This window comes from Bacteroides sp. 2201st1_D9_2201SCRN_220225 (assembly GCF_040928965.1).
GTDB classification, from domain to species: Bacteria; Bacteroidota; Bacteroidia; order Bacteroidales; family Bacteroidaceae; genus Bacteroides; species Bacteroides stercoris.
Window position 1 is genome coordinate 64,866 of record NZ_JBCODG010000005.1, and the last position, 14,501, is coordinate 79,366.

The 14,501-nt window shown below is 42.5% G+C and carries 9 protein-coding genes; 2 read left to right on the forward strand and 7 right to left on the reverse strand.

Annotated features, from left to right (window positions below; all coding sequences use genetic code 11):
• Positions 1-95: 95 nt before the first annotated feature.
• The 5 genes from AB5903_RS02665 to dapB form a co-directional block, all read right to left on the reverse strand.
• The gene (locus AB5903_RS02665; RefSeq protein ID WP_016661026.1) at positions 96-2,924 is read right to left on the reverse strand and encodes a triple tyrosine motif-containing protein; all 2,829 of its coding nucleotides are present in this window, start codon (positions 2,922-2,924) and stop codon (positions 96-98) included.
• 198 nt (positions 2,925-3,122) lie between these two features.
• On the reverse strand, positions 3,123-3,764 hold the full coding sequence (locus AB5903_RS02670; RefSeq protein ID WP_016661027.1) for a WbqC family protein: 642 nt from the start codon (positions 3,762-3,764) through the stop codon (positions 3,123-3,125).
• Between the two features lie 88 nt (positions 3,765-3,852).
• Positions 3,853-4,791, reverse strand: a complete 939-nt coding sequence (lepB, locus tag AB5903_RS02675; RefSeq protein WP_016661028.1) for a signal peptidase I — start codon at positions 4,789-4,791, stop codon at positions 3,853-3,855.
• A 34-nt stretch (positions 4,792-4,825) separates the two neighbouring features.
• Positions 4,826-6,310, reverse strand: a complete 1,485-nt coding sequence (locus AB5903_RS02680) for a S26 family signal peptidase (RefSeq protein WP_005655891.1) — start codon at positions 6,308-6,310, stop codon at positions 4,826-4,828.
• A 6-nt stretch (positions 6,311-6,316) separates the two neighbouring features.
• Entirely contained in the window at positions 6,317-7,081 is a 765-nt protein-coding gene (dapB, locus tag AB5903_RS02685) for a 4-hydroxy-tetrahydrodipicolinate reductase (protein ID WP_005655893.1), read from the reverse strand.
• Between the two features lie 96 nt (positions 7,082-7,177).
• On the opposite strand from dapB, the gene AB5903_RS02690 reads away from it, so the two are divergent.
• Both AB5903_RS02690 and AB5903_RS02695 read left to right on the forward strand, forming a co-directional pair.
• Positions 7,178-8,452 (forward strand): DUF2851 family protein, encoded by a 1,275-nt coding sequence (locus AB5903_RS02690; RefSeq protein ID WP_195657820.1) that lies wholly within the window; start codon positions 7,178-7,180, stop codon positions 8,450-8,452.
• An 86-nt stretch (positions 8,453-8,538) separates the two neighbouring features.
• Positions 8,539-9,048, forward strand: coding sequence for a hypothetical protein (locus AB5903_RS02695; protein WP_060385507.1), 510 nt, complete (start codon positions 8,539-8,541; stop codon positions 9,046-9,048).
• A 161-nt stretch (positions 9,049-9,209) separates the two neighbouring features.
• On the opposite strand, the gene AB5903_RS02700 is transcribed toward AB5903_RS02695, so the two are convergent.
• Together AB5903_RS02700 and AB5903_RS02705 are read right to left on the reverse strand one after the other, a co-directional pair.
• Complete coding sequence (locus tag AB5903_RS02700) at positions 9,210-10,946, reverse strand: RagB/SusD family nutrient uptake outer membrane protein (RefSeq protein WP_195657821.1); 1,737 nt, start codon at positions 10,944-10,946, stop codon at positions 9,210-9,212.
• Positions 10,947-10,964: 18 nt separating this feature from the next.
• Positions 10,965-14,183: a TonB-dependent receptor gene (locus AB5903_RS02705; protein WP_195657822.1), complete on the reverse strand. Its 3,219-nt coding sequence runs from the start codon at positions 14,181-14,183 to the stop codon at positions 10,965-10,967.
• Positions 14,184-14,501 lie beyond the last annotated feature (318 nt).

A 14,501-nucleotide genomic window follows, 5' to 3' on the forward strand; every position in this document is an offset into this window, starting at 1 on the left:
ATCACTAATACATAATTCTGATTTTTAATAGTTTTATAAATTCACATTTACTACTCAATTTTTTGTAATTATCTGATTATTAGATTTATGTATGCTCAATTTATTGTCAAAAAGAAATCGTTTAAATTTTGTGTAGATTTTAAATTTAGCTTTTTGCGAAGACGATAGCGATTGTTTTCAATAGAACGGATGGATAAATTCATTAACGAAGCAGTATCTTTGGTATCCATATTTAGTTTTAGACAAGCACAAAGTCTTAAATCGTTGGTGGTGAGTTGGGGATAATGCTCTTTCAATGTTTTGAAAAAATTATGATGTTTCTGTTCAAATTTGATGAGGAATATTTTCCAGTCGTCTTCTGTATTGAGATTATTGGCAAGTAGATGATTTATTTTTTGATAGAGTGGGATTAACGCCTTTTGTGTATTTTTAGAACAAATCTCATCTACTATTCTTTTTAAATTCAGAATTAGTTCGTTTTTCTGTATAATAAATGAGGTTTGTGTGAATAATTCTGCATTTTTTCTCTCTATTTCGTTCTGCAATTGTTCATTCATTTGACGTAGAAATTCTGTTTCTTTTATTTTCATTCGCTTTAGATTCTTTGCTTGTAATCGCTTCTTCATCAAGAGAAAAATGGCGAAAAAAGAGGCTATTATTAATAGGGTACAGACAAGATACCACCAGGAGGTAAGATACCACGGTGGGAGTATTCTAAAATGGATAATAGTATCATCAGAATAATTGTTCAGCCCATCTGTGGAATGAAGACGCAAGGTGTATTTTCCATGAGGTAGCCGGGCATAAGATATGTAATTTTGTTTTTTGGCTTGGCTCCATGTGCTATCGACATCTTCTAGTAGGTATTCTACAAATAAATTCTTGGCAAAGGCATCGTTGACAGAAAAGCCTATGGTCACTGTATTGTCTTGATAAGCGATTTTAATATCTTTATTAAGGAAGTTATTGTTTATACTATTATCTTTTCCTGTGCGTATGTATTCTAAATTTGGTGGAGTAAGGCTTATGTTGTTTGATTGCTTGCTTTTTTGAGAATTATGTATGATAAATCCTGTATCTAAACAAATTAATGAGAGAGAATCATTTAGTACGGATATGTTTTCGGATGCCGTAATAAGTGATAAATTGTCTGCTTCAATTTTGTAGGCTTCTTGAATGCGGGCAATGTAGCCGTCATAGAAGAATCTATAAACCGAAGAACTTGTAATGGCCCAACTTGCTTCATGATTGATGGGAACAATGCGTTTGAGAGAGTTAATATTTTTAAAGCATTGGTTTAGTAGTGGAGAGGATTGTAAGTTATCTTTGTTTTCGTTGTAAGCATAGAATTGGTCGTTTCCTAAAAAGAAAATACGTCCACTTGCCTTACATATCTGGAGATGTTTTGGAAGAGTTTTGTCTTTCTTGTGTCCGTAGTAGGTATAGTAGCGGAAAGCGTTCATTTCTTCATTCAGCCGACATTTGTAGACTCCATTGTTTACTGTCCCCAACCAGATGTTACCTAAATGGTCTATTTCGGCTTCATTGATAGGGTCAGGTATTTCTCGTATGATATGTACATCTTTTGTTTCCTTATTGATGATATAAACTTCTTTATAAGTAACGAGAATATTTATTTCTTTCTCATTATAATTAGTTTCTAACATTTTGAACACTCCAATGTCAATTCGGTAGGGTTGGTGTATGCTAAAGTCTGGGCGGATTTCTAGCAATCCCTTGTTATGACAACAAAAGAGTTGTCCATCTATTTGTTTAAAGGCCCATACTTGTCCCTCTGTACCTTTGAGAAATTTCATAGAAGAGAACATTTCAAGATCTTTGGTTTTCTCTTTATGGACGAAGTATACTCCCTGGTTGGTACCTATAAATAGATAGTCATTCCACAATGTGGCTGTATATACAGCACTTGAGATGCCTTCTGTTGTGTGATAGTAGCTCAATTTGTTTGTATATCGGATATATGCAAGCCCGCGGTCCATTGCCACCCATATATTGTTTTGCTGGTCTTCATATAAGGATAGAATAGTATTATTTTGTAAGGAGTTGGCAGCATGAAAATGGTTCAGTACATTTCCTTGTATGTCTACTTCGTAGATACCACTTAGCTGTGTCCCTAAGTAGTATGTATTTCGTTTGGCACAATAGATACCACAATTCAGTTCTTGTCCGTTTAATAATTTAGAGAGGGAATTGTTCCACGGAATAAAGTTTTTGCGGTCATATAGATAAATTTCTCCTGTGGAAGTACCTATTAAATAGCGTTCTTTCCCGTAGGGTAGAATAACACGAGTAAGAGTTCCATTTAGAAATTCACTGCCTTTTATCTTCTTCAGTTGTTTGTTTGCCAATTGGTATAGCGAACCATACATTTCCTGTACCCAATATTCATTCCTCACTTTGGTCAGCAATAGAAAACCTTTTGGGGTCGTTAGTTGCTGTATGGTGTGGTGATCATAGACATAAATATTGGAGAAAGATTGAAAATAAACTTTGTCATTGTCTATCCATATACGCCAAAAACTTTCATTTTCCAAGCTTTTAGGTGGGAGCATATTTTTGAAAGAAGTATATTGAAGTTTACCTGCTTGGTTTCTATCCCATCGTCCTAATTCCCCCAAAGCACCTACGTAAATTGTAGAATGGGATTCTACTGCCAAAGATCTTATCAAAGAAAAATTTGGCATTTGATAAATTTTCCATTCTATACCGTCAAATTCAAGCAATCCGATGTCATTTCCAAAGTAAGTAATTCCTTTCTCATCTTGTCCAATGGTCCAGTTCTTGTTTGCAGCATGATACTTATCGCGGGCAAAGTTTATAACGTATGGCTTTTGGTGAGCAATGGATGGAGTTATCACCAGTAAGGACAAGATAAATAAAATGAAGTGTCTTTGAATGCTCATGGTTCTCTTATTTTTCAGCTTTTCATAATAGTATGAGTGAACAAAAATAGGGAAAAAATGTAAAATAATAGTCTTTTACTGAAGTTTCATGGTTTTATCATCCGATGCCGAATTCTTCGTAGTCTAATTAAGCTCTGATTTTTATTATGGGGTTTGATATATTTACAAGATGAAGTATTGTCTGAAGTCGTTCTTATGCTATGATAATTTACTAGTACTTTGTTGTAATACAAGCAAGCTTTCCGGTCCCATATTGAACAGCAAATCGATAATGCTGAGGTTGGGCAGGAAGCCGAGTCTTTCCTGAAATACCTGGTAGTAGGGTTGGGGAAAGAAATCGGGGTCTTCCGTACGGAAATCCTTTTTGGGATGAATACGTTCGCGGAAATCCGCTTCATCGGATGTAATCCCGGTCTTATACTCCGAGGTTCGTTTCAGGGTTGGCTGTATGTCTATCAGGGAGCAGACGAGGTGGCAAAGTTCTTCGTTGAAATCGGCTAAAAACTCATATTTCTTTTCATAAAAAGGACGGAAATCATCTTTGTAATATTCAAAGAAAGGTGTATGGTTGTATGCCGATTCAATGGCATTCCAGTGCAGATGACGCCAGTTGCCGTGGTCGGAGATACGGATATCACGCATCGGACATTTCGGTGTGTCGGGTTTGACTGTAGGAATGGAAAGGGCAAGTTCACCGTCGGGCGCAGCAATAGTGCAACGGTTACGATACGTCTGTTTGGTATAATGGTCGTGCTGTTCGATATATATTTGGTCGTATGCCAACAGTTTGGTATAGTATTCAACCGGAGCCAGATAGGCGGAAGAAAGATAGACGGTCATTTGAATTGAGCATTTAAGAATTAAAAATTAAAAAATAAGAACCGGCAGGAGTTACTGCCTGGTACTTTATCATTTGGCTGTTTGATTATCACTTTATTTTTCTCCATATCCTGTCCCAGCGATACCCGTTGAACAATCCCGTATCCTGCTCCTTTGAGAACCAGATGACGGCGGCCTTTCCGATGACATGGTCTTTGGGGACAAGTCCGAACAAACGGGAGTCTGACAGGTTTATCGAGTTGTTGGCACCCACCCAATAGTAATCTTTCATAAAGTAACAATGCTGTACAGGTTTTCCTTCTATGTATAGTGTATCATTTTTGATGTCTGCCCGTTTCCTTTCATGCAACACCAATGTGTTGCGCAGCAGTGTCATGTTCCAGGGATATACACGTACGGCTTTCCCTTTGCCAGGGATGATGAGAGGTTTCAGTACGTCAACCGAGTCTTCTTTATCGGCAGGCTCTATCCAGTTGTTTGTTCCTAAAGCCTGTTCCAACAGATAATACTCGTACCTGCTGAAGCTGCGTACGTTTTTTGCCGTATCCTGTCCCAATAATACGTTGGGGCGGATAGAAAGGATAGTGAGCAGTGAGTCTAACTGCTTCTCTTTCTTCCGGGGATATGTATAAAGGAACTTCTGGTCGGGAGCGTTTTTTTCCGAAGGAATTACGGAGAAAAGAGAATCTACCCATAAAGTATCTCCCGGTACTCCCAGGCAACGGCCGATGTATACTTCTCTCTGGTCGATTGCTGTTTGTGAGAGGTTGGCAGGGTTATTGAATACAAGAATGTCATCCTTACGTACTGGTTTGTCGCCCCAACGGTGATACCCCCATAAGCTTATGAAAGGCAACCGTAGTCCGTAGCTCCATTTGTTTACCAGGATGCGTTCACCGCGGTACAGTGAGTTTTCCATTCCTGTGGAAGGAATCAGATAGGAAGTTGCAACGCAGCTCCGGAGCAATATCACTGTAAGTATTACTCCGGTCAGGGTAGCTGCAATCTTCCAATTCCTTCTCCGCATAGTGTGTATTGATCGCTAACTTCCGGTCACTGTATTAATGTACCCACTTGAAGATGCGGTTCCAACGGATTTTTCCATCAAACCAACCACGGTCTTTATCTAATGAGAGCCAGACAACGATAGGCTTACCTACTACGTGGTCTTCCGGTACGAAGCCCCAGTAGCGGGAGTCAAGGGAATTATGGCGGTTGTCGCCCATCATCCAATAGTAGTCCAGCTTGAAGGTGTAGGTGTCTGTTTTTTGTCCGTTGATGTAGATACCGTCCGGTTTTTGTTCCAGTGTATTGCCTTCATAAGCTACGATGCAACGTTCGTAAATGGGCAGGTTATCTTTGTTCAGGGTAATGGTCGCACCTTTTTCCGGTATCCAGACTGGACCGTAATTATCCCGTGTCCACTTTGTATAGAGGTTTTGCGGATACATTTGTCCTGAAAGGTTTTCCGGTTCCATGACGATGCGGCTGACCAGTTTTTTATTGCCGGCGAGCGTATCGTACATTTTCTGGGTGAGGGGCAGGTGGTACACCGGAGTCAGTCTGCCTTGAGCATCGCGGCGGTCCAATCCCATCTGCATAAGTCCTTCTTCATAATTGAAGTCATCGGTCATCAGTATCTGGTCGTCGTTACTGATGCCCAATTCGCGAAACATCTCTTCCGGTATGTACGGGCCGGTGGTCTGTACGAAATAGTTGAGCTGCATCTCTTCCGGATTCTCGATGGCTTTTCCGTCGATGTACACTTGTGTATCTTTGATTTGCAGGGTATCTCCCGGCAGGCCGACGCAGCGTTTTACATAGTTCTCGCGGCGGTCGACCGGACGTACCACAATATCACCGTACATTTGCGGATTGGTACGGATCAGATTACGGCCGGCATTGTAATAAAGGTCGTAGACGGTACGCTGCTGGTCGCGCGTCAGACTGTCCATATTGATTTTATTGGGATATACGCGCTGTCCTTCCCTGTAAGCCAGGCTGTAAAAATCTTCTTGCTGTCTGTTAAGCGCTACCGTATCACCCGCAGGAAAGTTGAACACGACAATGTCATTCAGCTTCACTTTTCCGAAACCCGGTACGCGTTTGTATTCCCATTGCGGCCATTCAATGTACGATTTGGTGTTGAATATCGGCAAAGTGTGTTGTGCCAACGGCATGGAAAGCGGTGTGTTCGGTACACGCGGACCGTAGCTCATTTTACTTACATACAGAAAGTCACCCACCAGCAATGATTTTTCCAGTGAAGACGAAGGTATCTGATAGTTCTGGAATATGTAGATATTCACAAAATAAACAGCCACCAAAGCGAATACAATGGCGTCTACCCAACTCATAATGCCACGCACAGCCGGATTCTTGGATTTTTTCCAGAAACTCCAAGGTATTTTCTTGCTGATGTAGATGTCAAATATGAAAGGAAGTACAATCAGTCCCCACCAACTTTTCACCCAGACAAGGAACATCAGGTAGAGCAGGGTAACTATGCCGAATTTGACCCATTGGGCACGTGTTGCTTTTCTCATAATACTTTAGTCTTTTAAAAATGGAAATAAATCGCTCATGCCTAAGAAACCTTGTTTGCCGGCTGTATATTCTGCTGCCAACACAGCTCCCAAAGCAAAGCCGCTGCGGGTCTTGGCATCATGGGTAATGGTGATGCTGTCTGCCTCTGAATCGTAGCGGATGCTGTGAATGCCCGGTACTTCTCCCTCGCGGATAGAGCTGACCGGAAGTTCGTCGGCAGCGCATTCGACAGAGCCTGACACGGTTCCATCCGGTGCTTGCAAGGTACCTTTTACCCAACGGCTTTTGCGGTCGAGATTATCCAGAATACCTTCGGCCAGGGTAATGGCAGTGCCGCTTGGAGCATCCAGCTTGTGTATATGGTGAGTTTCGCTCATTGTTACGTCGTAAGCAGGGAACCGGTTCATGATCTTCGCCAGATATTTGTTGACGGCCGAGAATATGGCTACTCCCAGACTGAAATTAGATGACCAGAACAGGGTTTTTCCACCTTCGGAACAAAGCTTTCTTACCTCTTCACCATGTTCTTCCAGCCAGCCTGTACTGCCCGAAACCAATTTTACGTCTGCCTTGAAAGCTTTCATATAATTGTTGTAGGCTGCCGTCGGATTGGTAAATTCTATGGCGACATCGGCACTTTTGAATGCGGCCGATTCAAAATCCTCCTGGTTATTCACATCGATGATGCTGACAATTTCGTGTCCGCGGCTTAAGGCAATCTTCTCGATTTCCTTACCCATTTTTCCGTAACCGATTAATGCGATTTTCATTGTTTCTTTGGTTTTTATTCAGTTTATCAACGAACTATATGTCGCAAAGGTAATCTTTTTCTTACATTTGCGCACAACATTAACGATAAGTTAACAATGGAACAATTGCTGCATTACGTTTGGAAGCATAAGATATTTCCTTTAATGCCTCTCCAGACAACCTCCGGACAGCCGGTCGAAGTGATAGATCCCGGTTTGCCGAATACTGATGCAGGCCCCGATTTCTTTAACGCAAAACTGAAAATAAACGGTACGCTTTGGGTGGGTAACGTTGAGTTGCATACGCAGGCTTCGGACTGGTTTCGTCACGGACATAACCGGGATACGGTTTACGATAATGTTATTCTGCATGTGGTGGGCGAGTCGGATTGCGAGGTGTACTATGCCAACGGCGGTATTGTTCCCCAGCTACTGTTGCACTGTCCGGACAATGTCCGCCAGCGTTATGACGAATTACGTCAGACGGAAATATACCCTCCTTGTTATTCCATTCTTGCTTCCTTACCGAAACTGACGGTCCATTCCTGGTTATCGGCTTTGCAGGTAGAGCGTTTTGAACAAAAGGCACAGGCCATTGCCGCACGTCTGGAGCGTTGCAACAATCATTGGGAAGATGTATTCTTTATTACCCTTGCCCGTAATCTGGGTTTCGGTTTGAATGGCGATGCTTTTGAAGCGTGGGCCGGTTATCTGCCTTTCCGTGCGGTAGACAAGCATCGGGATAGCCTTTTTCAGGTAGAGGCGTTCTTTTTAGGACAGGCCGGGCTTTTGGAAGAAGATTGGCAGGAGGATTGTTACTACCGGGAACTTCAGAAAGAGTTTCATTATTTGCAGCGCAAGTTCGAATTGTCAGCTCCAGTGAGCAGTGACCGGTGGCGTTTTTTACGTTTGCGTCCCGGCAATTTCCCCCATGTGCGCCTGGCACAGCTTGCCTGGCTGTATCATAAGGAACAATCTTTGTTTTCACGAGTTATGGCGGCCGAAACTGCGGAAGATATAAAGAAGATAATATCCGCACGGACTTCGCCCTATTGGGAGACACATTTTACGTTTAAAAAAAGCTCGCCCCATCAAGAAAAGCGTTTGGGAGAGAATGCTTTGAACCTTATTCTTATCAACACCGTTATCCCTTTTCTGTATGCTTACGGAATGCACAGAGCAGATGAACGGCTTTGTGACCGTGCCACTTGTTTTCTTGAAGCATTGAAAGCCGAGAACAATCATGTCACCCGTCTGTGGAGTGGAGCCGGACTTCCCGTTTATACTGCGGCCGACTCACAGGCTTTGCTTCAGCTTCAAAAAGAATATTGCGACAGGAAGGACTGTTTACGCTGCCGCTTCGGTTATGAGTATTTGAGGGGTAAGAAGTAACAGATGTAAATTCCCGCCGGCTTTTCATTGTAAATTTCCGGCTTGTCGTATATTTGCACTTTAAATCGGAATAACTCGTATCTATTATGAAAGCTATTAATTTTGTTGTTTGTCTGTGCATGGCGTTTATGCTCTCAACTTTCAACAGTCTGGCAGCCGGAGAGGATTTCAAGTCATTTCTCCATAAGTTTACATCCAGTGCTTCATTTCAGTATTCACGTATCAAGTTTCCTTTGAAATCGCCTATCGTATTGTTGCAGGATGACGGCGAGACAGAGCAGACTTTTCCTTTTACCCGTGATAAATGGGCGTTGCTGGATAGTGAAACATTGAAAGAAGGACGTATCACAGAAGAGGAAGGAGGAGTTTACATCTCACGTTTTACCCGGGATGAACCTGCCTATAAAGAATTTGAGGCGGGGTATGACGAGTCGGAGCCCTCGCTCCGCGTTGTGTTTGAGCTGGTGGATGGTAATTGGTATGTGACCGACTGCTATAATGATTGGTATAATCTAGACCTGCCTATCGGGGAGCTGGAAGAGACTGTCCGTACAATGCAGGAGGAGAATAAAAGCTTTGAGGAGCTTCATCCGTAACATCTGCTGTCGTTTTCGGATTTTTGCACAAGGGCATGTGCTTTTTGCATTGGGGCAAACAATACAAAAAAGTCCGTCGGATAATTTCCGATGGACTTTTTTGTATCTGACTCCGGTATTGAATTTTTTCTTTCAGAGTATTATATCATATCCGGTGTATATTACCATCCCGGATTGTTAGGGCGTAAATTGGGATTCTTATCTATTTCGTCCTGCGGAATAGGCCATAGATAGTCTCTTTCGTTGACTACACGGTCATAAAGTTTCTTGTTTACGATATCTTTCACCGGGCCTGCCACTTCCTCCAGTAAGCCCCAACGTCTCATGTCACTGAAGCTCCAGCCTTCTGCTGCCAGTTCTACAGCGCGTTCATGACGGATACGGGCAAATACTTCTTCTTTGGTTCTTGCTTCCATCCAAGGCTTACCGTTATTGATTTCAGGCATATTTACACTGGCACGGTTACGGACTTTATTGATATAATATACAGCTTTTTCCTGATCTCCGTTTTCCATCTGGTTATAACATTCGGCGAGCATCAGATACACATCGGCCAGTCGGATGATAGGAAAGTTGATCGGAGTGTCGGCACGGTTATTGATAGCACCGTCCATGTTGCCCTCTGCTACGAATTTTCTCCAGAGATAGAGCTGATAATTCTGATTGACACGGATGAAACCATTGTTTTCATGGGCATCACCCTGTTTTTCCAGGAGAATGAATTCTGTATCTTTCGGCGCATTTTTCACCCAGCCGGCATAGTGTGTGTAGGGAAGAATAATAGATGCTTTCATACGCGGGTCGCGATTTTCGTACATTTCCAATAGCTTCTCGTGGCTTGCAGGATAAGTTACCACTTTTTTGCTGTTGTCCAGCTTGGCATAGAGTACTTCTTTCCTTATATCTATATTCTCGTTATAACCTTCGAAGTAGTCGTTCCAGTCAAAGGGCTTTCCGTCTTTACATTCATAGCTGTCTACAAAATCTATAGAGGCCATGACATTGTTCCAGCAACTTCCATAGGAAGCACGGCTACCCATATAGAAAGTCGTGGGCATACCGAAATCCTGTCCTACACCCCCTATGTTCTGAATGGCGAAAATCATTTCACTGCTTTCATCACCACCCGGTTTGAACAAGCCTGCATAATCCGGGTAGAGTTCTTTTTCGCCATATTTGCCTTCCTTGTTTGTTACAACAGCCTCAAAACATTCTTTGGCGGCTTCATACTCTTTGGCATAGAGTAGCACTTTACCCTTCAGCGACATGGCAGCAGCCTTGGTAGCTCGACCGGCATTGGACGCATCCCATTCTGTAGGCAGGTAAGTATCGGCGTTGTCCAAGTCGTCAATGATAAATTTGCGTACTTCTTCCAGACTTTTTCTTGGCTCCAGCATGTTCATGAAATCTTCGGCTACGATAGTGCTTTCATCATAAACAGGTACAGGACCGAAGAAGTCCATCAGAGTAAAATAATAGAGTGCACGCATAAATCGGGCTTCAGCTTTGTATCTCAGTTTCAGCTCATCGCTCATATCGCACCGGTCTACGTTTTGAAGCAAGATATTGGCACGGGCTATGCCTTCGTACAGATTTTTGAATTTTCCGGTTACTAATCCGGAAGTAGAGTTATAAGTACCGCGACCTATAACTGCGTATGATGCAGGGTCATATCCGCTGCCGATGCCACCTAAACAGTCAAGACCGAACTGACGTCCAAAAATATCATCTGACTGCATTTGGCTGTAGACACCCATCATAATTTGGTCTGCATGGTCTTGAGTCTGGAAAAAGGTTCCCGAACTCAATTGGTCTTCAGGATATACATCCAAATCATAGCAGCTGCTTGTAAGGAATAGAGAAGCAGCCAATGTGATAAAGAGTTTATATTTTTTCATTTTATTCAATGTTATTGGTTAAAAGCTAAGGTTAATGCCGAACACTACATTTTTCATGGCAGGATAATCAATGCTTCCTCCTATTTCAGGATCGAAGCCTCTGAAAGAGGTGAAAGTGAAGAAGTTCTCCAAACTACCGTAGAAGCGAAGACGTTCTAATGAAATTTTCTTGGTTAATTTGGCTGGAAGCGTATACCCCAGTTGGATATTACGTATTTTCAGATAAGCCAGATTCTCCAGGTAGAAGTCGCTCATTTGTTTGTTTCTTTGGTCTTGGTATTCCAGCAGGCGCGGATAGGTTGCATCTGTTCTGCCTTCGTACCATCTGCCGTCTGCCACTTCCTTGTTCAGTTGATAGCCGTGGCGTACACTGGGGGTATTGGCCAAATCATTTTGCCAGTAAATTTTAGCACCGGCTTGCCCTTGCAGCAGCATGGCAAAATCAATCCCCTTATAAGAAGCATTCAGATTCAGACCAAATTGGAATTTTGGGTTCGGGCCATCGCTTACGATTTCGCGGTCATCCATATCGATAATACCGTCCTGGTTGATGTCTTTGTAAAGCAAGTCACCTTTTTGCGGAGTACCGAAAGCTGCGAACGGATCAACTTTTTTGCCGTCTACCACCGGAGCATTGTTTATCATTTGCTGTACCAATGCCAAATCTTCATCGGTTTGGATGATGCGGTCGCAACGCAACAGGTATTGTGAATTGATAGCATGTCCTTCCCAAATGATATTAGCGCCGCTGTAGGTAATGCCACCTTTGTCTTTGCCTTTATATTTGGTCACTTCATTCTTTACATAAGTAAAGTTTCCGTTTACCGAGTAGGAGAAATCTCCTATTTTATCTTGCCAACCCAGTGTAAGTTCCACACCTTGGTTCAACACCTCTGCACTATTTTGTTTGGGAATGGATGCGATACCGTGTACGGCAGGTGCGGGGAGATTGATGAGGATATCTTTGGTTTTCTTGTGGAAGTAATCCATTGTACCGGTCAGACGATTGTTGAATAGCCCGAAATCAATACCTACATTGGTCATATAAGTTGACTCCCAGGTTAAATTAGGATTGGCAATACGGGCTTGTGCCAGACCTAATGCCACTAAATTGTTCAGACTGTAGTTGAAAGCACCGTCATCGTTTTTGTTGGCATATAAAGCCAGGGCATCGTAGTTGCCCACTGCATTGTTGCCTAACGAACCGTAAGACAAACGCAGCTTCAGTGTGCTCAATCCTTTGTCTCTTAATCCTTCCATGAATTTTTCCTGTTCTAAACGCCATGCAAAAGATGCGGAAGGGAAGTATCCGGTACGTTTGGATTTGAGGAAGCGGGAAGATTGGTCGGCTCTCAAATTGATTTCCAGCAAATACTTCTGTTGCCAATCCAAGTTGACACGACCGAAGAAAGAACGCATGGCCCACTCTGCACTGCTTCCACTGGCAGATGCATCACCGATAGCACCATTAAGTACTCCAAGGCTGGTATCTATCATATCATATTTAGTAGCTTTAAAATTGTGTGAACGGTATTTTTCCTGGCTGGCACCCAACATTGCATTGATACCTAACGCATCGTTTATCAGGCGAGTTTCATAACGGGCTACTACATCATTGAAGAATCGGTCTATCTTTCCGTCGTAGTTCATGATGCTGCTTTTCTTCTTATTGGTGAAAGTTACTATTTCATTTCTGAAGTCCCAACCTTCAAGGAAGACCGGTTTGCTGCTTCGCTCTTCATCTACAAACTCATAGGAGTAGGAGCCTGTCAGGGTAAAACCCTTGAATGGTTTGAGTGTTGCTATAAAGCGGCTTCGTACATTGGTCTTGTGAATGTTACCGTCCACGGAGTTCAGACGAAGCAATGGATTGTTGTTGGCTGATTGGGAAGAGTCTTCCGAGTTGTTCATAGCACCGTAGCGTCCGTCGGGAGCACGGAATACCATACCCGGAGTGGTGGCTGAGGCAAATTTAAATACATCGCTTACTGTACTTCCTTCACTTTGATACTTGGCTGCAGGATCCATGTTGGAAACGTAGCCACTGACTTGAGCGGCCAGATTCAGCCATTTTTTAACATCGGCAGAGACATTCAGACGGGCATTATATTTCTCAAAACCGGTGTTTTCCATTACACCCGGATTGTTTTGATAGCCGAAAGATGAGTAGAATTTAGTTTTTTCACTACCACCGTTCATGGAAATAACATGATTGTGTGCAACGGAGGATTTAAAGGTTTCTTCCAGCCAGTTGGTATTGGGATATTTCAACGGATTTTTTCCTGCATCAGCACGCCATTCTTCAATAAGAGCCTGGTCCTTAAAGGGCTTTGCCATGCCAGACTGCTCATATCCTTCGTTAATCAGTTCCATGTAATCGGCATAGTTGGATACCGGATCCATGTGGTGGGGAATGGTGGTTGAAGTACAAGATATGTAGCCGTTATAGTCTATATGGATACTTCCCGCCTTGCCTTGCTTGGTGGTAATTAAGATAACACCATTGGCCGCCCGTGAACCGTAGATAGCCGCAGAGGCGGCATCTTTCAGGATAGATATAGATTCAATATCCTGAGGATTGACCGTATTGATGCCGGCTTCCGCACCATCAATGATGACCAGGGGAGCCGATTCGTTCAAGGTACCTTGTCCTCGTACTGTTATAGTAGCATTGTCATTACCTGGTTGGTTGCTGCCGCTCATAACGCTCACACCTGCTGCTACACCGGCCAAAGCTTGTGATACATTGGTAATGGGACGGCTTTCTGTCAGTTCTCCTACATTTACAGAAGAAACAGACCCTGACATGTTTACTTTTTTTTGAGTACCATAACCCACTACCACTACTTCTTCCAAGGTCTCGGAGTCTTCTTTCAGATGGATATTCAGATTTTTGGTTGTTCCGGTAATTTGAATTTCCTCGGTAAGAAAACCGATGTACGAAATTTCCAAGACAGAGTTAACCGGAACTTCAATTGAAAATTTACCATCGATGTCTGTGATTGTACCAGTAGTACTTCCTTTTACATGTACATTGGCACCGATAACCGGTCCGTACTGGTCCGTTACGACTCCTGTCACAGTTTTTACTTGAGTAATACTTTCTATTGCATGATGATGGGGCGTTTCGTTCTGGGTATTGCCGGCCCATGCAACAGTGTAGGTAGAAGCTAAAATCAAGGATGCTCCCAATACAATTCTCTTGGGTAGAGAAATCGGGTCTTGCTTTTTTCTCATAAAACAACTAATTAAGGTTAAAAAAACTACGGATATAAATTTCTTATATCTTATATTGACCGCAAATATATGTGTAAAATGCATAATAAACAATACGAGAATTTATTTCTATCGCAGGCCCGTAAAGAACCGTATCCAATGTATTTCCGCTATTTCTTCCTAATCAATAATATGTAAATTAATATGATACAGACAAATGGGAATGACAACTCTTTTTCTGTTTCAGCTTGTTGTCTGAGGTATGATATAAGGGCTTATGACATTTTTAGACCTCTTCTGTACGATTTATGTCACTCTTTTTTTTGAAAGAGCTTTTTC